The organism is Streptomyces fildesensis (assembly GCF_016107395.1).
GTDB lineage: Bacteria > Actinomycetota > Actinomycetes > Streptomycetales > Streptomycetaceae > Actinacidiphila > Actinacidiphila fildesensis.
This window is the reverse complement of the sequence record NZ_JAAIKO010000017.1, coordinates 61,597-80,952: the sequence shown is the minus strand read 5'-3', so window position 1 is coordinate 80,952 and position 19,356 is coordinate 61,597. Positions and strand designations below refer to the sequence as shown.

Here is a 19,356-nt window from a genome sequence, read left to right as displayed (position 1 = left end):
GGGGATCAGGAGACGGCGATCCCGGCGGCGCGGGCCAGCAGGTGGGCGGTCCGCGTTCCGGCATCGACGGCGTGAGCGCCCGTACTGGGCAGGCAGCGCTGGTGTTCCACGCTGTACTCGGTCAGGACGATGCCGGCGTGGTCGGTCGCGAGCTCTTCGAGCGGCGCCGGCCAGCCGCGTTCCTCCAGCGCGTCGCGCAGCTCACGTGACTGCTCGATGTCCGTGATCGGATCGGTGGTGCCGTGCACCAGGTGGACCGGAATCGGCGGCACCGGGTCACCGGCCCGGGATGCGTCCTCGATCGGGACGGTGCCCGTGGTCGGCGCCGCGGAGCGGTACCCGCCGGCGATGCCCACGACGGCTCGCGGCCGCCAGCCGTCGAGCGCGGCGGGGTTGAGGGCGACGCCCAGTACGGCGTTGGCGCCCAGCGACCAGCCCGCCAGAACCATCCGCTCCGCGTCCCCGCCGAAGCGGGCCGCGTTCTCGCGCACGAACGCCACCGATTCGGCCAACTGCGTCCGGCCGCCGTCAGGAGCGTCGGGACGCCAGTCCGGTACGAAGGTGACGACTCCGAGCCGCGCGGCGCTCCGGGCGAGCGGCGCGAGCACGTCCCGTTCATCGGGGCCGCGACCGTGCCAGAGCAGCACCACGGGTGCAGCCGACGACGAGGGCGCGGGACAGTGGACATCCATGCGCCGGCCACTGGTCCCGTAGCCGAGCTCGGTCACCACATCAACGTCCGCCGTCACGGCGCTACCCCCGCATCGTCACATCACTGGCTACGAACCCCATGATCCGTTCCTGTCGGCCCACGGTACCTGGAACCGCCGTTACCCGACTCACGTCGAAGGGATACGCCGCCGGGGCGTGGTCATGGAGGAACCGTCATGCGCAGCCGTGCCGCTCTTGTCAGTTCAGCTCTGTTGTTAGGTGTGTCTCTCACGGTCGCGGGGTGTGGCGCCGAGGGGGTGCGGACGGCGTCGGACGCGCCCGCCGGCAAGGACGTGCTGGTGACCGAGGGCGCCGGGCGTCCGGACGGAGCGGGCGCGCGGAGGGCGGCCGAAGTGGCCAAGGCTTGGGCGGGATCGGCGGCGGAACGCGCGTGGCGCGAGGGATACCGACCGCTCGACCGGGCGGAGTGGCTTCCGCCGGACGCGTTCCGCAGCGGGGAGGACAAGGCCGCGTTCGCCAGCGGGCACCTCGACCTCGCCACGCAGCTCCCGGCGTCCGGGCCCGATGGCCCGGAGGGAACGGTGACGTGGCCGGACGGATCGTCGGCGAAGCGACCGTTGTTGTCGGCGCGTCAGGTATTCGACGGGATCGTGCGGAACAAGTCGGCGTGTCAGGGAGCGGATTGCAACGGGCGGCTGCGGGTGACCGGAGTCAAGGCGGCCACCCGAACGCTGGCGACGAGTCGCGGCCGGGCCACCCTCCCCGTCTGGGAGTTCACGATCGAGGGCTACGCTCAGCCGTTCGCCTATCCGGCCGTGGCCCCCGATCAGCCGCCGCGGTCGGACCGTCCAGCGCCTCGCATCGACGGTGTGAGCTCGGCGGGGGGCTGGAACGGACTCTCGTCCGACGGCCTCGTCCTCAACGTCGGGGTGTCGCACGGGTCGTGCGTGAAGGCCCTGCCCGGCCAGGTGTACGAGACGAAGGACGTCGTCGTCCTCATCGGCCGTGTCGGGCAGTTGCCCAAGGGCACGATGTGCAACGCGGATCTGCGAGTGACGCCCGTGCAGTTCCGCTTGTCGCGCCCACTGGGCACCCGGACCGTGCTCGACGCCGTGACCGGGGACCCCATGGTGCTGATGACGCCAGGGGCGGTGGCCCGGTAGTCGGCCTTGCGAACGGCCGGTGCCGCGGGGAGCACGGCTGAGCAAATAGGCAGAGGCTTCTCTGCAGATATCCCTTTGCAGAGAAGCCTCTGCAACCTATGATTGCGGCCATGGCCGATGAATCCGCACGTCCATCGCACCCGTCCGAGGCCGCGCCCGAGTCCGGGTCCCCTTCCGAATCCGCGTCCGATCCGGAGAAGACCGTCCGGCACATCGACGCCCGCAGCCTTCGCGGGCTCGCGCATCCGCTGCGCATGCGGATGCTCGAACTGCTGAACCTCGACGGGCCCGCCACGTCGACCGGGCTCGCCGAACGGCTGGGTGAGAACACCGGCACCGTCAGCTGGCATCTGCGTCAGCTCGCCGAGCACGGTTTCATCGAGGAGGTGGTGGGGCGGGGCACCAAGCGCGAGCGCTGGTGGCAGGCGGTCAAGGAGCGGCGCACGCTCGACACCACGCAGTTCCGCTACGACCCCGACACCCGGGGCGCGCTCTCCGTCTACATGCACGAACTGATCCAGCAGACGTTCTCCCGGGTCGCCGACTACCTCGCCGACGACTGGGAGGGCCCATGGCAGGGCATCGGCACGCTCGTCGACCGGTCCGATCTGCGGCTGACGCCTGCTCAGCTGTCCGTGCTCAACGCGGAGTTGATGTCCGTCATCGACCGGCACACCCCGGCTCCCGACGCGGAGCGCGGCGAGGACGCGCTGCCCGTCATCGTTCAGCTCCAGTCGTTCCCCCGCAAGGAGCGTGGCGGCGCATGAACCAGGGCACGGACAACGGTCTGCGCGAAAACAGGCGCTCCGACGAAGACACGCGCCCGGACGACGAGCTTCATTCGGACGGCACCACGCGCTCCGACGACGGCATACGCGGTGGGCTGCTGCGCCGGCACCGCGACTTCCGGCTGCTGTGGTGCGGTGAGACGGCCGGCAAGTTCGGCGCGTCCGTCACCGGAGTGACGATGCCACTCGTCGCCGTCACCACGCTGCACGCAACCACCTTCCAGGTCGGCGTGCTGACAGCCGCCACCTGGCTTCCATGGCTGATCATCGGCCTTCCCGTCGGCGTCTGGGTGGACCGGATGCGGCGCCGCCCGATCATGCTCATAGCGGCGGCGGTCTCCCTGCTCCTCTACCTCAGCATCCCGGTCGCCGCATGGTCCGGTGCGCTGAGCATCGGGCTGCTGCTCGCCGTCGCCCTGCTGACGGGTACGGCCGTGGTCTTCTTCCAGACCGCCTACACGGCCTACCTTCCCAGCATCCTGGCGCCGGCCGACCAACCCGAAGGCAACGCCAAGCTGCACGGGAGTGCGTCGGCCGCGCAGATCGCGGGTCTCGGATCCGGCGGTCTGATCGCCCAGTTGGCGGGCGCGGTCAACGGGATGTTCGCCAACGCCGCGACGTTTCTCGTCTCGCTGCTCTGCCTGTCGGGCATCCGGCACCGCGAACCGCGCCCCGTCAGGACCGAACGTCCGCCCAGGGCGCTGCTCAAGGAGGTCGGGGAGGGGCTTCGGCTGGCCACCCGCGATCCCTGGATCCGCAGCCTGACGCTCTTCGGAGCGACCTCCAACCTCGCGCTGATGGGCTTCCAGTCGATCCTGGTGGTCTTCCTGGTGCGGGAGGTCGGCGTGGGCTCCGGTACGGTCGGCGCGCTGATCGCGGCCGCCGGCAGCGGTGGGGTCGCCGGTGCGTTCGCCGCCCGCCGGGTCGCCGCCCGTGTCGGTACGGCGCGCGCCACGCTGCTGTTCGAGCTGGGGTTCGCGGTGTTCGCGCTGCTCATCCCGCTCACCGTCGGCGGTGCGGGGGTGCTGCTCTACGTGGCGGGCGGCTTCTGCGTCTCCGCCGGGGTGGTGGCGGGCAATGTCATCAAAGCGGGCTTCCAGCAGAGCTATTGCCCGCCGGAGCTGCTCGGCCGACTCACCGCTAGCACGTCGTTCATCAACTTCGGTACGATCCCGCTGGGGGCGCTGCTCGGCGGCACGCTGGGTACCGTACTCGGCCTCCGTGCCGCCATGTGGATCACGACGGCAGGGGTCCCGCTCGCCGGTCTGATCCTGGTCTTCTCGCCGGTGCGCAGTACCCGCGACCTGCCGACTTCACCGCTGTCCGGCACCCGATCCGCCGCGCTCCCGCACTGATCCGCCCCGTGGTTCGTCAGGCGTCGGCACGGCTGTCGTAGGACTCGCGCGCCGCGTCGACCGCCTCGATGTGCTGCTCGGCCCAGTCCTTCACCGCGCGCATCACGGGCAGCAGAGTCTCACCGAGTGGTGTCAGTTCGTAGTCGACGCGGATCGGCACGGTCGGCGTGACGGTCCGGCTGACGAGACCGTCGCGTTCGAGGGCGCGCAGCGTCTGGGTGAGCATCTTCTGGCTGACGCCCGCGACACGGCGCGCGAGATCGCCGTACCGCATCGGGCCGTCGGCGAGTGCGCTGAGCAGCAGGCTGACCCACTTGTCGCTGATGCGGTCGAGCAGCCGCCGCGCCGGGCAGGTGGCGAGGTAGGCGTCGTACTCCTGCCGGGCCTCGGCCCGGACCTCGGCGGCGGTTCGTGTCGGCATGGTGCGTCCCTCAGGGTGCGTTGGGCACTCACAAGTGCGTACTTCCTGAAGGAGAGTAGCTCTCTCTAGGTTGGTGATAGAGGCCCTGCGCGGGCCGTTTCCTCGTCATTGATCTACGGAGGTTCGCCGTGCGCGCACTGATCGCCCGATTTACCGACGGCTCCGACGGCTCCGATGGTTCCGGCGGTTCCGGTGGCTCTCACGGGACGCTTGAGGTCGTCGACGCGCCGGTGCCAAAGGTCGGCGCCGGGCAGCTGCGGATCGCGGTCGAGGCCGCCGCCGTCAATCCCGTCGATCTCCTCGTGTCGGCCGGGGCGCCGGTCGCCGCCGGGCTCGTCGGTGCCCGGCCGACCTTCGGCCTCGGCTGGGACGTTGCCGGGACGGTCGACGCCGTGGGCCCCGGCGTGACGGCGTTCGCGCCCGGCGACCGGGTCATCGGACTCCAGGACCGGCTGGACGTCCGCACCGGCGCCCAGGCGGAGTTCGTCGTCCTCGACGCGGACGCCGTCGCCTCCGCTCCCGCCGGGATTCCGCCCGAGGCCGCGGCGACCCTGCCGCTCAACGCACTGACCGCGGATCTGGCGCTCGACGTGCTCGGCGCGCTCGGTCTGACATCCGGCGGAACACTGCTGGTCACCGGGGCGGCCGGGGCCCTGGGCGGGTACGCCGTCGAGTTGGCGGCACTCCGGGGGCTGCGGGTCGTCGCGGTCGCGGGTGCGGCGGACGAATTCTCGGTCCGGGCGCTGGGGGCCGCGTACTTCGCCGAACGGGGACCAGAACTGGCCGACCGGGTCAGGGAGTTGGTACCGGGCGGGGCCGACGCCGCACTGGACGCGGCGATGCTGCGGGCCGATGCCCTGGACGCGGTGCGTGGCGGCGGCGCGTTCGCCTCCGTCAACGCGGGCGCCGCGCCGGTGCCTCTGCGCGGAATCAATGTCCGCGACGTATGGGTGCGGGCGGACGGCGCGCGGCTCGCCGAACTGGCCCGGCTCGCGGAGACGGGCGCGCTCACCCCGCGCGTCGCGGGGGTGCTGCCGCTGGAGCGCGCGGCCGAGGCGCACGCGCGGATGTCGGAGGGCGGAGTACGGGGCCGGTGGGTGCTGGTGCCGTAGGGCGCGCGGCGACGTCCGCTCTCCACCCTTTCGTGTTCCGCCCTCCCGTCAGTACTTCAGGACCGCCCACACCAGCGCGCCGGCGACGGCCGCGGCGTAGCAGCCCGCTGCCGTGACGACCGCCCGGTACCGGGCGGTCGGACTCCAGGAAGTCAGCGACAACAGCCAGGCCAGCGCCGGGAGAACCAGGATGGCGTGCAGGCTGACGCCGTGCAGCGGCTTGACGGACGCGGTGCTGCGGTAGCCGGCTGCCTGGTGGCCGGTGCGGGTCAGGACGACGCCGCGCGCGATCATCGCCGCGCCCGACAGGAGTCCGATGAGCAGGATGGCGAAACCGGTGCGCAGCGCGAGCGGCATACCGGTCGGCCCCTCGGGGCGTCGGGTGAACGAGACGACCGCGAACGCGGAGAGGATGACGACGAGCAGCGCGCCGCCGACGGCGAGGGACATGGACACCGAGGTGTTGAAAGGTGACTTCATGTTGAAGTGCGACGGCACGCCGCGCCACGCCTGGAGCGTGATGCCGCCGACCTCCAGTACGCAGTCGGCCGCGAACAGGGTGAGCAGCACGGCGCGGGTGCGTGCGGCCATCCGCAGATACGACGTCACGCAGGTGATCGCGATCAGCGTCAGACCGAAGGAGAGCCCGAAGGTGAAGGGCTTCCGCCAGGAGACCGGCCCCTCCCACGGACCCCCGTCGACGGCGAACACCCCCAGGTGCACCAGCCCGGAGACGATGAGAACGGCGCCGGTCACGTAACAGAGCCGTTCGCTCCTCCTCGCCACCCGCCACCCTTCTCCCCGCCGCATCGCGGGCGGCGCTCCGGTCGCTCCCGGCGGGTTCGTGCGCGTCGCAGGGTCGGGCTGGGGCACTGCCGCTCGAGCGTGCATGGGACAACTCCTGGCGGAACGTGGGAGGGGGCCGGGTGGGCCGGAGGCCGGGTGAGCTGGGAGACAGGGCGAGCCGGGAGACAGGGCGCGATGTCAGAAGCGGACCGTGGACTCCGTGCGGCGGCTCATCCGCAGTACGGAGACGGCGCCGGCTATGACGATGCCCAGCAGAGCGGCGAGCTGCACCACCGTCGAGGCGATGAGGAGGCCGTTGCCCGACCCGAGGTGATCGCCCGTGTTCGGCGTCGTGAACGATCCGATGCCGATGAACAGGCCGACGGCCGTCGCGATCGCGGCGGTCCAGAGGCGCGGACGCCAGGCCAGCAGCCCGGCCGCGACCACCGGAATGACGGCGCCGGGCGGCACGACCGGGTAGTCCGCGCCCGCTGCTATCTGTACGGGAATCGACGCCGCCATCAGGACCAGCAGGGCGAGGGTGATCTTGACGGGTCCGCGATGGGTTTCCATACCCCAAGAATCCCGAGCGGCCGTCCGGGTGTCGTCGTCCGGCCGAAGGCACCCGATCTACGCCCGGGGGAGTAGTGGGGGCGGACCAGGACAGGGTGGACCCAAGACAGGGTGCACCAAGACAGACCGGATCAAGGCAGGGTGGACCGTGGCCTTTCCATGGGTCCGACGGTCCGACGGTTCAGATGGATGGGCTGGGCGGATGGACGGGAAATGGATGGCCGGGAGCGCTGGTTACGCGGCGTTCGCGCGTTCGGCGCGGCGCGCCGTCAGATAGGCGTCCCGGAGGCGGGCGAGTTCCGTGAGTTCGGCGGGTGTCCAGGATCGGTCGCCGTGCGCCTGGACATAGGCGCGCAGTCGATCATTCGCATGGGTCGAGAGTGTGCCGCGCATGCGATAAGACTATGGGTCCTCAGCGGCGATCGGAATCCAGCTGCCAGGAACGGCATATGCGACCTCGGAACGGCGCGGCATTCCGGGCCCGGCCGGAACCCTCGTACGCTGACAAGGTGATCGAGGCAATGGTGTTCGATATCGGCGAGACTCTCATCAGTGATACCCGGTACTGGGAGTCATGGGCCGACTGGCTCGGAATTCCGCGGCATACGATGTCCGCCCTGGTCGGCGCCGTTGTGTCCCAAGGCCGCGACAACGCGGACGCGTTGCGGCTCATTCGTCCCGGGCTCGATCTCCCGGCCGCCCACGCTGCCCGCCGGACCGCTGGCCGCGGCGAGTTCCTCGACGAATCCGATCTCTACCCGGATGTGCGTCCGGCGCTGGGCGGGTTGCGGAAGCTCGGCATCCGGGTGCTGGTCGCGGGTAACCAATCGGCGTGCGCCGGTGAGCTGTTGCGCGGTCTGGACCTGCCTGCCGACGTGATCGCGACGTCCGAGGAGTGGGGTGTCGCCAAGCCCAGCCCGGAATTCTTCGCCCGGGTCGTCGAGTTGGCGCAGGCCGAGCCGCACGAGATCGTCTATGTCGGGGACCATCCGGCCAACGACGTCTTCCCGGCGAAGCACGCCGGACTGCGGGTCGCGCATCTGCGGCGCGGGCCGTGGGGACATCTGTGGGCGGACGATCCGGAGACGGTCCGGGTGGCCGACTGGCGCATCGGTTCCCTGACCGATCTGAGTTCGATCGTCTCGACCTGGAACGTCTCTGCCTAGAACCTGCAACCGACCCCTGGCCCAACATTCCAGTTAACACCACGGCGGCTGCGAGGGAACGATATTCGCCGGAGGGCGGGAAATCGATGCCGTCGATCTGGGATTGTGCAGCGGGACCTTCTGGGCAGGATCTGTGGGTGGCGCGTTAATTCGTGGAGTGGTGATCGCCGGATCCGGTGCACCGTTCGAATTTCTGTCGCGCACAAGTACGTATGTTCGGCTCGTAGTTCGTAGGAGCGAGATGGCAGCAGCGCAGTGGAATCGGCTGATGGACCACGTCATGGCGGTCCCGGAGCGGACCTACGAAGGTTGGAACAGTCGCGACGGCTGGGACAACCACACCGAATTCGGGGTGGAGTTCGGCGAGGACGGGTACTCCTGGTGCGTCATGTGGGAATGGGACATGTACCACGACATGGGGCTCGACGCGATCGTGCCCAAGGTCGACAACGTCTCGGCCTTCACCGCCTGGGCGCAGCAGCGCGGCCAGTGGAGCGAGTATCCGAGCATCGGTGCCTGGGTGAACCTCGGCAACGGCGCCCACACCGAGATCGTGACGGGCTTCGACGCCGTCAACATCCGCACCAAGGGCGGTAACTCGATCAAGGAGGGTGCCGCCGACAACGGGCAGGGCAACGGTGTCTGGTCGCACACCACCGCCCGCCGTTCGTCCCGCGTCGTCGGGTACTTCGCCCCGCGTTTCCCGGACGGCGTGTGCCCGCCCACCGCCGACCCCAGCGATCACCGCGGCGGCAAGGCCGTCGCCTCGTACCACTGGACACCACCGTCGACACCGGGAGCGCCCGCGTTTCCCGGGCGGCAGTACTTCGTACTGGGGGCGAGCAGCGACTACGCCCTGCAGCTGCAGACGTGGCTGCAGCGCGGCGACTGGGGGCCGCCGTACAAGGTCGGCCCCAGCCGCACCATGTCCCAGCTGGACCTGATCAAGGTCAAGGCGCTGCAGCAGCACTACCTCTCCGTCCTGGGCCCGGCCGACGGGCTCACCGGTCCCAGGACGTGGCAGTACGCGTACGAGGTCGCCTACGGCCTCCGGGCGAAGTGATCCGAGCGTTCTCGGTGGAGGCGGCTGTGCGGGACGAGGTCGGATAATGTGCGAGGTGAGAGTGCCGGACCCAGTCGTTCAGCGATGCGGAGACGCAGCCACCGTGCCGGCGGCCGCGGTCGGCACCGCCGCTGCGTACCAGGAGACCGAGCACGTTGTCTGAGAACCGCGAACGTACACAGGCCGAGCCGGAGCCCGGTTCGGGGCCGGAGGCCGGCCCCGGTGGCGGGCCGGCCGCTCTGCGCGCCGACTGCGGGAGCTGCTTCGCGCTGTGCTGCGTCGTGCCGGCGTTCTCCGCCTCCGTCGACTTCGCGATCAACAAGAACGCCGGCCAGGCCTGCCCCAACCTGCAGCAGGACTTCCGCTGCGGCATGCACACCCGCCTCAGGGACAAGGGCTTCCGGGGCTGCACCGTCTACGACTGCTTCGGCGCCGGGCAGAAGGTCTCGCAGGTCACCTTCGGTGGCCAGGACTGGCGGCAGGCACCGCGCACGGCGAAGCAGATGTTCCAGGTCTTCCCCGTCATGCGGGATCTGCATGAGCTGCTCTGGTACCTGACCGAGGCGCTGACGCTGCGGCCGGCCCGCTCGCTGCACGCGGAGCTCGGGGCCGCGCTGGAGGAGACCGAACGCCTCACCCGGTACAACCCCGAGCTCCTCGTGGAGCTGGACGTTCCGGCCCACCGCAGCGACGTGAACGCCCTGCTGCTGCGGGCCAGCGAACTCGTGCGTGCCGAGGTCCGGGGCAAGAAGAAGGACCGCAGAGGAGCCGACCTCATCGGCGCCCGGCTCAAGGGCGCCGACCTGAGGGGCGCCAACCTGCGCGGGGCGTATCTCATCGGGGCCGACCTCTCGGGCGCCGATCTGCGGACGGCCGACGTGATCGGCGCCGACTTCCGGGACGCGGACCTGCGCGGCGCCGACCTCACCGGGGCCATCTTCCTCATCCAGTCCCAACTGGACGCGGCGCGCGGGGACGCCGGAACGAAGCTGCCGCCCGCGCTCAGCCACCCGGAACGCTGGTAGGCCCCACGCCGCACTGCCTGCCTCGGACGAGGCTCAGGCCCGTCCTATCCGGTCACGTCGAGAGCGGTGCCGTAGAGCCGGTCGACCTTGAGCCGGATGACGAGCCGCTGCTCCGCTACGAGCTGTGCGAGGAACGGCCCCTCGTCCGCCGGACGGGCCGAGGCCGGCAGCATGGCGAGCAGCTCGCGCCCGACGGCATCGCCCGCCTCGGTCGTGATCTCCGAGACCTCGGCCTCGCCCTCCGCGACGGCGAACGACCAGTGGTCCTCGCTGGAGACGTGCAGCGCGGCCCGTGAATCGTTCCTGAGCTGGCGCACCTTGACGCGGTCGGCGGTGGTCGAGAAGCGGACGATCTGGGACTCGGGATCCCAGTGGTAGAGCATGGTCGTCAGATGCGGGTGCCCGCTGCGCTTGTTGGTGGCCAGGACCCCGAACTGATGCGTGGCGAGCAGCGCGGAGAGCGCGTCGTCCGCCAGGACCCGGGGGCCCGGGCCGCTCTTCTCGTCGGTCATGTGGACTCCCCAACTTCCGGCGTACGGAGGCTCGTGATCGGAGAAGGTCCTGCGGTCCTCGTGGTCCAGACCTCCCATGGCCAGCTCAACGAGCGGCACCCGTCAAGGATGTGCCGGATCTGCGGGGCCCGTCAAAGGGGCCGGCGCCGGGTGCGCCTTCCGTCCTATTTCTCCTCTCCGTCCTGTCCGCCGAGGACGGAGGTGGGATCGCCGGTGTACCAGAGGTTGTCGATGTGGGGTGTGTTGACGCCCGCGGGCTGTCCCATCGCGTAGGCCCCGCAGACAGAAGCCGCCCACACCGGCTGGCGGTGTGGGCGGCGGGACGGTCGTCGGGTGCGGGGCGGCCGGTGGACGGCGGCCCGGCAGGAGGGTCAGTCGCTACGCGGCTTTCCGGTAATGGGCGCGCTGCGCTGCCAGGAACGCGGACCGCAGGCGTTCGAGCTCGGCGAGCTCGGCCGGGGTCCAGGCACGGGAACCGTGCGCGTGAAGGTAGGCGCGGAGGGCGTCGTTCGCCTCGGCCACAGGTGTTGCATGCATACCGATCAGGTTACGGTGCGCCGGTGGCCGCTCCGACCAATCCAGCAGGAATTGCGTGTGCGAATGGTCACGCTGCGGAAGGTCGCCCGGTCGGAGCGGCGCCCCGCGGCCGGTGGCCCGGGCCGGGGCCCGTGCGGCGCGGACCTCACGGATCCGGTTACTCGAACGCGGCGGCCTTGACGTCCAGCACACCGGCTCCCACCAGTGCGAAGAGCACGACGCCGAGCACGACGCGGTAGATCACGAAGGGCATGAAGCTCTTGGTGGAGATGTACCGCATGAACCAGGCGATGACGGCGTATCCGACGCCGAACGCGATGACGGTGGCGAGGATCGTCGGTCCCCAGGAGAGATGTGAGTCACCACCGACGTCCTTGAGCTCGAAGACCCCGGACGCCAGGACCGCGGGGATGGCGAGCAGGAAGGAGTACCGGGCCGCGGCCTCGCGGGTGTAGCCGAGGAAGAGGCCGCCGCTGATGGTGGCGCCGGAGCGGGAGACGCCCGGGATCAGGGCCATCGCCTGGCAGAGGCCGTAGACCAGGCCGTCGCGGGTGGTGAGGTCGCGCAGCGTCTTGCGGGGCGGTGCGGCGCGGTGCCGACCGCCCTGGTCGGCGGGGCCGCCGCGGGCGGCGAGGCGGTCGGTGACGCCGAGGACCAGGCCCATGACGATCAGGTCGTCGGGCGGTGGAGAGCGGTGCCGGGACGTCGGTCCGCGTGGGACACGTTCGCCGGTGCCGGAACGTCGGTCCGTGCTGAAGCGTCAGCCGGTGCCGGAACAGCTGGAACGGCTGGGACGGCAGCCTGTGCTGGACATCGGCCGGTGCAGGAAGGTCAGGCGGCCGACCTGGAGCTCTGGGTACGGCGGGCCCGGACGGCGACCAGGACGGCACCCAGGCCGGTCACCGCGATGAACCCCATGGCCAGCAGGAAGGCCGGTGAGGTCGGTGACGACGCGCGGCTGCCCGCTATGACGTAGGCGGCCGTGTTGGGGATACTGCCGATCGCGGTGGCGAGCAGGAACGGGCCCAGGCGCATGTGCGAGACGGCCGCCGAGTAGTTGGCGGCGGCGAAGGGCACACCGGGGAAGAGTCGGATCGCGAGCATGCTGCGGAAGCCGTGCCGGCTCAACTGCCGGTCCACCGAGGTGATCAGGCGCCCGCGCAGCAGGGGTCTGAGCGCGTCGCGGCCGAGCACCCGGCCCAGACAGAAGGACAGCCCGGCGCCCAGTACGGTGCCGGCCAGTGAGGAGAGCAGCCCGGCCTGCGTCCCGAACAGCGCGCCGGCCGCGACGTTGAGCAGCGGGCGGGGCACGAAGGCGAACGCGCACACCCCGTACGCGGCCGCGAAGAGCACCACCGCGCCGCCGCCCGACAGCTGGGGCCAGCCGTCCATGACCAGGTGCTGCGGCTGCCAGACCAGCACGGCCGTGGCCGCACCCGTCAGCAGCGCGACCAGCAGGGCCAGCCGCGCCCACGGCGAGAGCAGCGCACGGGTGCACCGTACGGCGGGGCCGTCGGACGTCGGGAGGCGGTCGAGCATCCAGGGAGCCTAACCGAGACCGGTGAACGTGCGGAGCGAGCGGGGGTCCCCGCAGGGTTCCCGCACGGTCCCGCACCGTCCCCGCAGGGTTCCCGCACCGTCCCCGCAGGCGGAAAACCGTTCGACGCCGGGCCGCCGGGTGACGGATCATCAACGCCATGAACCGGTATGCCTTCGCAGATACGTCCGCAGTCGCGGACGCGCTGGAGGCTGCCCTCGCTTCATTCCTCGACGGCGCCCGAAGCTGACCCTCCCCGGACATTCCGGCGGACCCCGCAGGGGGAGGGTCGGTCCGGCCCAGGGGGTCCCCGCGTTCCCGTGCGCGATCACCACGTCATCCGGTCACCAGGCCAGGCCGCCCGGCCGAGCCACCCGACCATGCCGTCGTGCCGCCGCGCGCAGAATTCCGAGGAAGAAGCGAACCAACCATGTCCAAGACGGCATACGTGCGCACCAAGCCGCACCTCAACATCGGCACGATGGGCCACGTCGACCACGGCAAGACGACGCTGACGGCCGCGATCACCAAGGTGCTCGCCGACCGGGGGACCGGCACCTTCGTACCGTTCGACCGGATCGACCGGGCGCCGGAGGAGGCCGCCCGCGGGATCACGATCACCATCTCGCACGTCGAGTACGAGACCGCCACCCGGCACTACGCGCACGTCGACATGCCCGGGCACGCCGACTACGTGAAGAACATGATCACCGGTGCGGCGCAGCTCGACGGGGCGATCCTGGTCGTCTCGGCGCTCGACGGCGTCATGCCGCAGACCGCCGAGCACGTACTGCTCGCCCGGCAGGTGGGGGTCGAGCACATCGTCGTGGCCCTCAACAAGGCCGACGCCGGTGACCCCGAGCTGACCGACCTGGTCGAGCTGGAGGTGCGCGACCTGCTCAGCGCGCACGGATATCCGGGGGAGTCGGCCGCGGTGGTGCGGGTGTCGGGGCTGCGGGCGCTGGAGGGCGACCCGCGGTGGACGGCGGCGGTCGGTGAGTTGCTGGACGCCGTCGACACCCAGGTGCCGATGCCGGTGCGCTACACCGACGCGCCGTTCCTGCTCTCGGTGGAGAACGTGCTGACCATCACCGGTCGGGGCACGGTCGTCACGGGCGCCGTCGAGCGGGGGACCGTGCGGGTCGGCGACCGCGTCGAGGTGCTCGGCGCGGACACGGCCTCGGTCGTGACCGGTCTGGAGACCTTCGGCAAGCCGATGGAGTCCGCGCAGGCGGGCGACAACGTGGCGCTGCTGCTGCGCGGGGTGCAGCGGGACGTCGTGCGGCGTGGCCACATCGTGGCGGCGCCGGGCAGCGTGACGCAGAGCACGCGCTTCACCGCGCGGGTGTACGTGGTGCCGGCCGCCGAGGGTGGGCGCCGTACCCCGGTCTCTACCGGCTACCGGCCGCAGTTCTACATCCGCACCGCGGACGTGGTCGGCGACGTGGACCTCGGTGTTGCCGGGATGGCGCTGCCGGGCGACACCGCCGAGATGACGGTGGAGCTGGGCAGGCCCGTACCGCTCGAGGTCGGGCTCGGCTTCGCGATCCGCGAGGGCGGCCGGACGGTCGGCGCGGGGACCGTTACCGCCATCGACGGCTAACCGGTAACGGTCGCCGGAGCCGTCCCGATCCGTGTCCCCCGCACCATCCGGTGCGGGGGACACGGCCCGTCGTCTGTTCGTCGCGTGACGCACACGGCACACTGCTCCTCACACCTGTTCCCGGGAGCGCATCGGCCGCGGCCCGTGGCGAGAGGATCCTGGGCATGAAGGGCACAGCGCTCGTACTGGGCAGCGGCGGACTGACCGGCGTCGGGTGGGAGATCGGCATGATCGCCGGTCTCGCGGCGGCCGGGGTGGATCTCGGCACGGCCGATCTGGTGGTCGGCACCTCCGCCGGATCCATCGTCGGGGCGCAGCTCACCTCCGGCCGGCTCGGGGTCGAGGAGCTGTACGAGCGCCAACTCGTCGATCCGCGGGGGGAGACCGTCGCCCGGATAAGCCGCCGGCTCATCTCCCGGTACGTCTGGGCCGCGGCGCGCTCGCACGACGTCCAGGGCTACCTCCTGCGCATGGGCCACATCGCGCGTACCGCCCGCACCGCCCCCGAGTCGGAGCGGCGGGCCGCCATCGCCGGGCGGCTGGTCTCGCACGACTGGCCGGAACAGCGGCTGCTGGTCACCGCGGTCGACGCGGAGAACGGCGAGTTCACCGTCTTCGACAGTGCCGCGGGCATCGGGGTCGTCGACGCGGTGAGCGCGAGCTGCGCCGTGCCCGGCGTCTGGCCGCCGATCACCGCGGGAGGGCGGCGCTGGATCGACGGCGGCGTGCGGTCCAGCGCCAACGCCGATCTCGCGGCGGGCTACGAGCGGGTGGTGGTCCTCGCGCCGGTGGCCCGTGGCGGCGGCCCCGTCCCGGCGCCCCGGACGCAGACCGCCGAGCTGACGGCGGCCGGCGCCCAGGTGGTGCTGATCACCCCGGACCAGGCGTCGCGGACCGCGTTCGGACGCAACGTGCTCGATCCGGCGCGGCGGGCCGGCGCCGCGCGGGCCGGCCGCGCCCAGAGCGCCGCGCACGCCGAGCAGGTCCGCGCCGTGTGGTGCGGCTGACCTGTCCGGCTTGGGACAATGACGCGGTGGATCCAGAACCGATACCGGTGACCCGTGCCGTGGACTTCGGCACCGCCAAGCTGCTGCCCGATGTGGACCGGGCGCGGGCCTGGCTGCTCACCGTGGACGGCGCGCCCCAGTCGTACGTGGACCTCGACGACCCGGTGTACCTGGAGTTCGAGTACGTGCGTCGGCTCGCCCACGCCGTGGACGCGGTCTTCGACGAGGGCCGGCCGCTGGACGTGGTGCATCTCGGCGGGGGTGCGCTGACCCTGCCGCGCCGGCTGTCCGTGACCCGTCCCGGATCGCGGCAGGACGTGGTGGAGGCCGACCGGGGACTCGTGGCGCTGGTGTCGGAACATCTGCCGCTGGACGATCCGGCGGTCGTCGTGCACACCGACGACGCGCGCGGCTGGCTCGAGCGGGCGGCGCCGGACAGCGCCGATGTCCTGGTGGCGGACGTGTTCGGCGGCTCGCGGGTGCCGGCGCATCTGACGTCGGTGGAGTTCCTGCGGTCGGCCGCGTCCGTGGTGCGTGCGGAGGGCGGCCTGTATCTGGCCAACCTCGCCGACGCCGCGCCGTTCGCGTTCCTCGGTTCGCAGATCGCCACCGTGCGCGAGGTCTTCGAGCACTTCTGCGTGATCGCGGAGCCGGGGATGCTGCGCGGCCGGCGCTTCGGCAACGCGGTGCTGCTCGGTTCGCACGGCCCGCTCTCGCTGGACCGGCTCGCCCGGCTGGCGGCGGCCGACGCGTTTCCCGCCCGGGTGGTCGACGGGAAGGCCCTGGCCCGGCTCGCGGCCGGGGCGTCCCCGGTCTACGACGCCACGGCGGTGCCGTCGCCAGAGCCGCCGGACGGCGCCTTCACCGTCGGCTGAGCCGGTTCGGCGGGCTGTTCCGGCGCAGTCCCGGTGACGGCTGCGGGCTCGCGGCGGGTCAGCCGGCGGACCTCGGGCAGGAGGAGCACCGCGGCGGTGAGCAGCACGATGAGACCGGAACACCCCCACAGGGCGGCGGAGCGGCCGACCGCGTTCATGACGGGTCCGGCGAGCGCCGTGGCGACCGGGATCATCGCGACCGAGCCGAACCAGTCGTACGAGGAGACCCGCGACAGTTTGTCGCCGGGGATCTCCTGGTGCAGGGCGAGCATCCAGCCGACGGCGAAGACCTCGATCGCGACGCCGGTCACGAACATCAGCGCCGCCAGCCCGGCGGCGGGCACCACCAGGGCCAGGGCGGCGGGCGGCAGTGCCATCGGGAAGACGGCGAGCGTGCCGGCCAGCAGCATGCGGCGCGGCTTCCAGCGCATCATCAGCACACCGCCGCTCACCGTGCCCGCGCCGAACGCCGCCAGTGCCAGGCCCCAGGGGCCTGCGCCGCCCAGCCGTTCGTTCGAGACGAGCGGCCCGTAGACCGCCTCGGAGGCGGTGAAGACGGCGTTGACGACGGAGAACTGCAGGACGATGCCCCACAGCCAGCGCCGTGAGGCGAACTCCCGCCAGCCGTCGCGCAGATCGCGCAGCATGCCCCCGCCGGCCTCGGCGCGCAGGTTCGCGGTGCCGGTGAGGAACGAGCGCAGCGCCGCCGCGACCGCGAAGGCCGCCGCGTCGACGGCGAGGACCCAGCCGGGGCCGATGGCGGCGACCAGGGCGCCGCCGAGCGCCGCGCCGCCGATGTTCGCGCCGTTCATGCCCACCCGGAAGACCGAGAACGCCTTGTTGGCGTGGGCCGGGTCGACGGTCGCCAGCAGCATGCCCTCGGAGGCGGGGGCGAAGAACGCGTGCGCGGTGCCGCCGACCGCGGTGAGCGCGGCCATCTGCCACAGCTGCGCGTGCCCCGAGATGATCAGGGTGGCGAAGACCGCCTGGGAGGCGGAGTTGAGCACGTTGGCCGCGACCATCACCTGGTTGCGGGGCAGCCGGTCGGCCAGCGCTCCGCCGATGAGCAGGAAGACCACCAGCGGGAGGGTGCGTGCGGCGGCCACGAGGCCGACGTCGGTGGCGCTGCCGCCGGACTCGATGACCGCGAAGGCGGCCGCTATCAGGGCCCCGGAGTTGCCGAGGCTGGTGATGATCGACGCCGCGGTGAGCAGCCGGAAGTCGCGCCCGGCCCAGGAGGGCAGTCGGGGCGGGCGGCCGGGGGACCGGAGCGCGGCGTCGGGAGTCACCCGGCGACTATCGCGGCCCGTCCGCCGCGGTGCCACCGGATTTCGGCGGTGGGCCCGCCCGGCCCACCGCCGTCGGCGGTCACTTCTTCTTCAGCTCGCGGATGCTGCCCATGATGGTGGTGATGGTCGCGTCCGGCAGGCCGTCGGTGACGCCCGCGCCCCGGTCGGCGTACAGCACCCACACGGTCAGGGCCTTGGTGGAGTCCACCCAGGCGACCGTGTAGACGACACCGTCGGACGTGCACTTGTTCTTCTTGGGCACGTTCTTCGCGGTGGCGGAGGAGGAGAAGCCCGTGATGCCGTGCGAGTTGCTGAACGGCTTGGCGGCCGTCTTGGCGACGGTGACCTTGCCATCCTCCTGGTATCCCCAGTACGCCCACGACTCGGCCTGGACCTCGGCGGCCTCCTGGACGCTCTTGGCGCCGTTGGCGCCCTTGGTCCCGACCGCGGCGCGCTCGTCCTTGTCGCACCAATTCTCTTTGTAGAAGGCGGGCGCGCCCATGGTGACGGCGGGCTTGCCCTTGTCCTCGAAGCCGATGAGGGTGCCCTCGCTGGCCAGCGTCCAGTTCGCCGGCACGTCGAAGGCGACGTTGCGTTCGGTGCGCCGGACGACCTGCCAGCCCGGGACCACGGGCTTGATCTCGACGGCGTTCGGATCGCCGCGCGAGTCGTCGCCGGTCCCGCCGGTGCCCGCCGCCGTGGTGTTCGAGGGGGTCGGGGTCGGCGTGGCGCTCTGCGAGACGCTCGGGCTCTTGCCCGGGTCGGCGGCGGTGTCCTTCTTGTCGTCCCCCGACAGGTAGACGCCGCCGATGACCACGGCCGCGATCACCGCCACGGCGGCGATGATCGACACGGCGATCGTCATGTTCTTGCGGTTGCCGGGCTGTGGGCCGCCGGGGCCGGGGCTGCCGGGCATGGTGGGCGGTCCCCACTGCGGCGGCGGGCCGGGCGGCTGTCCGGGCTGCTGGTACTGCCCCTGCGGCGGCTGTTGCTGCGGCGGCTGCTGCGGGTAGCCGTAGCCGGGTGTCTGGTACGGGGACGGCGTCTGGTAGGGCGACGGCGCCTGGTACGGCGGTTGCTGATTCGGGTCCTGCGGGTACTGCCCCTGTGGGTTCTGCTGTGGGTACTGCTGTCCCCCGGGCTGCTGCTCTCCTGGCCACATGGCCAGAAACACTAGGGGGTGAGGGCTTCCGGTTCCACGCCGCCCCTCGTTACTGGTCAGTAATTTCTGCTGACAGGCCCACGGATGCCCTGGGCAGGGTTGCTACTCGCTGGTAACATCCAGGCATGTCCGAGACCCTGCCTTCGACCGGCGAACTGCTTGCGGCCACTGTGCCCATGGTCCGCACCCTGAACCTGCAGTTCGGGGAGACCAGCGCGGAGCGTGCCGTCGTCACGCTGCCCGACCAGCCCGACTTCCACAACCACGTCGGCGGCCCGCACGCCGGCGCCATGTTCACCCTGGCCGAGTCCGCCAGTGGCGCGATCGTCCTGAGCGCCTTCGGCGACCAGCTCTCCCGCGCCGTGCCGCTCGCGGTCCGCGCGGAGATCGCGTACGCGAAGCTCGCGATGGGCCCGGTCACGGCCACCGCCGAGCTCGGCCGCCCCGTCGCGGACGTCGTCGCCGAACTCGACGCGGGCGAGCGCCCGGAGTTCCCCGTCCGCGTCACGATCCGCCGTGAGGACGGCGCGGTCACCGGCGAGATGAGCATCATCTGGACGCTGCGCCTCAACCGCTGATCCACCCGGGCGGCCATGTCCGCCGCACGTTTCCCAGGGCGCGGCCGGTCCATCCGGTCGCGCCCTGAGTGCGTCATCCGGGCCGCCGGCGGACCTCGGGTGGGTCTTGTCACCTCCCTCCACTCTCGCTTA

21 protein-coding genes and 1 pseudogene are annotated in these 19,356 nt (G+C 71.6%); 11 read left to right on the top strand and 11 right to left on the bottom strand.

What is annotated here, in order from left to right; genetic code table 11:
* Nucleotides 1–5 precede the first annotated feature (5 nt).
* The gene (locus C6N31_RS22595; protein WP_269286423.1) at nucleotides 6–749 is read right to left on the bottom strand and encodes an alpha/beta hydrolase; all 744 of its coding nucleotides are present in this window, start codon (nucleotides 747–749) and stop codon (nucleotides 6–8) included.
* Nucleotides 750–932: 183 nt separating this feature from the next.
* On the opposite strand from C6N31_RS22595, the gene C6N31_RS22590 reads away from it, so the two are divergent.
* The 3 genes from C6N31_RS22590 to C6N31_RS22580 all read left to right on the top strand — a co-directional run bounded on the left by C6N31_RS22590 (nucleotide 933) and on the right by C6N31_RS22580 (nucleotide 3,978).
* A complete protein-coding gene (locus C6N31_RS22590) occupies nucleotides 933–1,835 on the top strand; it encodes a hypothetical protein (protein WP_198358049.1) in 903 nt (300 codons plus the stop codon).
* 110 nt (nucleotides 1,836–1,945) lie between these two features.
* Nucleotides 1,946–2,602 (top strand): ArsR/SmtB family transcription factor, encoded by a 657-nt coding sequence (locus C6N31_RS22585; RefSeq protein ID WP_198358048.1) that lies wholly within the window; start codon nucleotides 1,946–1,948, stop codon nucleotides 2,600–2,602.
* Nucleotides 2,599–3,978 carry an MFS transporter gene (locus C6N31_RS22580; protein WP_138355468.1) on the top strand — a complete coding sequence of 460 codons (1,380 nt, stop codon included), beginning with the start codon at nucleotides 2,599–2,601 and terminating at the stop codon, nucleotides 3,976–3,978. The genes C6N31_RS22585 and C6N31_RS22580 overlap by 4 nt, the downstream gene beginning before the upstream one ends.
* A 16-nt stretch (nucleotides 3,979–3,994) precedes the next feature.
* Here the strand turns inward: C6N31_RS22580 and C6N31_RS22575 are convergent, their stop codons facing one another.
* A complete protein-coding gene (locus C6N31_RS22575; protein WP_138355467.1) occupies nucleotides 3,995–4,399 on the bottom strand; it encodes a winged helix-turn-helix transcriptional regulator in 405 nt (134 codons plus the stop codon).
* Nucleotides 4,400–4,536: 137 nt separating this feature from the next.
* On the opposite strand from C6N31_RS22575, the gene C6N31_RS22570 reads away from it, so the two are divergent.
* Nucleotides 4,537–5,511 (top strand): NADP-dependent oxidoreductase, encoded by a 975-nt coding sequence (locus C6N31_RS22570; protein ID WP_232485523.1) that lies wholly within the window; start codon nucleotides 4,537–4,539, stop codon nucleotides 5,509–5,511.
* A gap of 48 nt (nucleotides 5,512–5,559) precedes the next feature.
* On the opposite strand, the gene C6N31_RS22565 is transcribed toward C6N31_RS22570, so the two are convergent.
* The 3 genes from C6N31_RS22565 to C6N31_RS22555 form a co-directional block, all read right to left on the bottom strand.
* Nucleotides 5,560–6,321: a hypothetical protein gene (locus C6N31_RS22565; RefSeq protein ID WP_138355519.1), complete on the bottom strand. Its 762-nt coding sequence runs from the start codon at nucleotides 6,319–6,321 to the stop codon at nucleotides 5,560–5,562.
* Between the two features lie 174 nt (nucleotides 6,322–6,495).
* Nucleotides 6,496–6,870, bottom strand: coding sequence for a hypothetical protein (locus tag C6N31_RS22560; protein WP_138355466.1), 375 nt, complete (start codon nucleotides 6,868–6,870; stop codon nucleotides 6,496–6,498).
* A 234-nt stretch (nucleotides 6,871–7,104) separates the two neighbouring features.
* Nucleotides 7,105–7,263: a hypothetical protein gene (locus tag C6N31_RS22555; protein ID WP_164297396.1), complete on the bottom strand. Its 159-nt coding sequence runs from the start codon at nucleotides 7,261–7,263 to the stop codon at nucleotides 7,105–7,107.
* 116 nt (nucleotides 7,264–7,379) lie between these two features.
* On the opposite strand from C6N31_RS22555, the gene C6N31_RS22550 reads away from it, so the two are divergent.
* The 3 genes from C6N31_RS22550 (at nucleotide 7,380) to C6N31_RS22540 (ending at nucleotide 10,124) form a co-directional block, all read left to right on the top strand.
* Nucleotides 7,380–8,036 (top strand): HAD family hydrolase, encoded by a 657-nt coding sequence (locus tag C6N31_RS22550; RefSeq protein WP_244809000.1) that lies wholly within the window; start codon nucleotides 7,380–7,382, stop codon nucleotides 8,034–8,036.
* 241 nt (nucleotides 8,037–8,277) lie between these two features.
* Entirely contained in the window at nucleotides 8,278–9,099 is an 822-nt protein-coding gene (locus C6N31_RS22545) for a hypothetical protein (protein WP_138355465.1), read from the top strand.
* 155 nt (nucleotides 9,100–9,254) lie between these two features.
* Nucleotides 9,255–10,124, top strand: coding sequence for a pentapeptide repeat-containing protein (locus tag C6N31_RS22540; protein WP_138355464.1), 870 nt, complete (start codon nucleotides 9,255–9,257; stop codon nucleotides 10,122–10,124).
* A gap of 44 nt (nucleotides 10,125–10,168) precedes the next feature.
* Here the strand turns inward: C6N31_RS22540 and C6N31_RS22535 are convergent, their stop codons facing one another.
* The 4 genes and pseudogenes from C6N31_RS22535 to C6N31_RS22520 form a co-directional block, all read right to left on the bottom strand.
* Complete coding sequence (locus C6N31_RS22535; protein ID WP_138355517.1) at nucleotides 10,169–10,636, bottom strand: PPOX class F420-dependent oxidoreductase; 468 nt, start codon at nucleotides 10,634–10,636, stop codon at nucleotides 10,169–10,171.
* 378 nt (nucleotides 10,637–11,014) lie between these two features.
* The gene (locus C6N31_RS22530; protein WP_187144761.1) at nucleotides 11,015–11,173 is read right to left on the bottom strand and encodes a hypothetical protein; all 159 of its coding nucleotides are present in this window, start codon (nucleotides 11,171–11,173) and stop codon (nucleotides 11,015–11,017) included.
* Between the two features lie 157 nt (nucleotides 11,174–11,330).
* Nucleotides 11,331–11,846, bottom strand: a pseudogene (locus C6N31_RS22525) (undecaprenyl-diphosphate phosphatase); the annotation flags it as partial.
* A 158-nt stretch (nucleotides 11,847–12,004) separates the two neighbouring features.
* Nucleotides 12,005–12,712 carry a TVP38/TMEM64 family protein gene (locus C6N31_RS22520; RefSeq protein WP_138355462.1) on the bottom strand — a complete coding sequence of 236 codons (708 nt, stop codon included), beginning with the start codon at nucleotides 12,710–12,712 and terminating at the stop codon, nucleotides 12,005–12,007.
* 428 nt (nucleotides 12,713–13,140) lie between these two features.
* Here C6N31_RS22520 and tuf point away from each other — a divergent pair, with 428 nt between their 5' ends.
* The 3 genes from tuf (at nucleotide 13,141) to C6N31_RS22505 (ending at nucleotide 16,195) form a co-directional block, all read left to right on the top strand.
* Nucleotides 13,141–14,313 (top strand): elongation factor Tu, encoded by a 1,173-nt coding sequence (gene tuf, locus C6N31_RS22515; protein WP_138355461.1) that lies wholly within the window; start codon nucleotides 13,141–13,143, stop codon nucleotides 14,311–14,313.
* Between the two features lie 164 nt (nucleotides 14,314–14,477).
* Nucleotides 14,478–15,320: a patatin-like phospholipase family protein gene (locus tag C6N31_RS22510; protein WP_138355460.1), complete on the top strand. Its 843-nt coding sequence runs from the start codon at nucleotides 14,478–14,480 to the stop codon at nucleotides 15,318–15,320.
* A 26-nt stretch (nucleotides 15,321–15,346) separates the two neighbouring features.
* Nucleotides 15,347–16,195 carry a spermidine synthase gene (locus C6N31_RS22505; RefSeq protein WP_307811527.1) on the top strand — a complete coding sequence of 283 codons (849 nt, stop codon included), beginning with the start codon at nucleotides 15,347–15,349 and terminating at the stop codon, nucleotides 16,193–16,195.
* On the opposite strand, the gene C6N31_RS22500 is transcribed toward C6N31_RS22505, so the two are convergent.
* Nucleotides 16,135–17,484 (bottom strand): MFS transporter, encoded by a 1,350-nt coding sequence (locus tag C6N31_RS22500; protein WP_244808999.1) that lies wholly within the window; start codon nucleotides 17,482–17,484, stop codon nucleotides 16,135–16,137. The genes C6N31_RS22505 and C6N31_RS22500 overlap by 61 nt on opposite strands.
* Nucleotides 17,485–17,563: 79 nt before the next feature.
* Entirely contained in the window at nucleotides 17,564–18,646 is a 1,083-nt protein-coding gene (locus C6N31_RS22495) for a DUF8017 domain-containing protein (protein WP_198358047.1), read from the bottom strand.
* 125 nt (nucleotides 18,647–18,771) lie between these two features.
* Here C6N31_RS22495 and C6N31_RS22490 point away from each other — a divergent pair, with 125 nt between their 5' ends.
* Complete coding sequence (locus C6N31_RS22490) at nucleotides 18,772–19,224, top strand: DUF4442 domain-containing protein (protein ID WP_138355457.1); 453 nt, start codon at nucleotides 18,772–18,774, stop codon at nucleotides 19,222–19,224.
* Nucleotides 19,225–19,356 lie beyond the last annotated feature (132 nt).

Excerpts from the sequence above, each read along its gene's own strand:
- C6N31_RS22535 (WP_138355517.1), bottom strand. The coding sequence starts at position 10,636 with ATGACCGACGAGAAGAGCGGCCCGGGCCCCCGGGTCCTGGCGGACGAC.
- C6N31_RS22585 (WP_198358048.1), top strand. The coding sequence starts at position 1,946 with ATGGCCGATGAATCCGCACGTCCATCGCACCCGTCCGAGGCCGCGCCC.
- C6N31_RS22565 (WP_138355519.1), bottom strand. The coding sequence starts at position 6,321 with ATGCGGCGGGGAGAAGGGTGGCGGGTGGCGAGGAGGAGCGAACGGCTC.
- C6N31_RS22555 (WP_164297396.1), bottom strand. The coding sequence starts at position 7,263 with ATGCGCGGCACACTCTCGACCCATGCGAATGATCGACTGCGCGCCTAT.
- C6N31_RS22560 (WP_138355466.1), bottom strand. The coding sequence starts at position 6,870 with ATGGAAACCCATCGCGGACCCGTCAAGATCACCCTCGCCCTGCTGGTC.
- C6N31_RS22520 (WP_138355462.1), bottom strand. The coding sequence starts at position 12,712 with ATGCTCGACCGCCTCCCGACGTCCGACGGCCCCGCCGTACGGTGCACC.
- C6N31_RS22545 (WP_138355465.1), top strand. The coding sequence starts at position 8,278 with ATGGCAGCAGCGCAGTGGAATCGGCTGATGGACCACGTCATGGCGGTC.
- C6N31_RS22580 (WP_138355468.1), top strand. The coding sequence starts at position 2,599 with ATGAACCAGGGCACGGACAACGGTCTGCGCGAAAACAGGCGCTCCGAC.
- C6N31_RS22575 (WP_138355467.1), bottom strand. The coding sequence starts at position 4,399 with ATGCCGACACGAACCGCCGCCGAGGTCCGGGCCGAGGCCCGGCAGGAG.
- C6N31_RS22490 (WP_138355457.1), top strand. The coding sequence starts at position 18,772 with ATGTCCGAGACCCTGCCTTCGACCGGCGAACTGCTTGCGGCCACTGTG.
- C6N31_RS22530 (WP_187144761.1), bottom strand. The coding sequence starts at position 11,173 with ATGCATGCAACACCTGTGGCCGAGGCGAACGACGCCCTCCGCGCCTAC.
- C6N31_RS22510 (WP_138355460.1), top strand. The coding sequence starts at position 14,478 with ATGAAGGGCACAGCGCTCGTACTGGGCAGCGGCGGACTGACCGGCGTC.
- C6N31_RS22495 (WP_198358047.1), bottom strand. The coding sequence starts at position 18,646 with ATGTGGCCAGGAGAGCAGCAGCCCGGGGGACAGCAGTACCCACAGCAG.
- tuf (WP_138355461.1), top strand. The coding sequence starts at position 13,141 with ATGTCCAAGACGGCATACGTGCGCACCAAGCCGCACCTCAACATCGGC.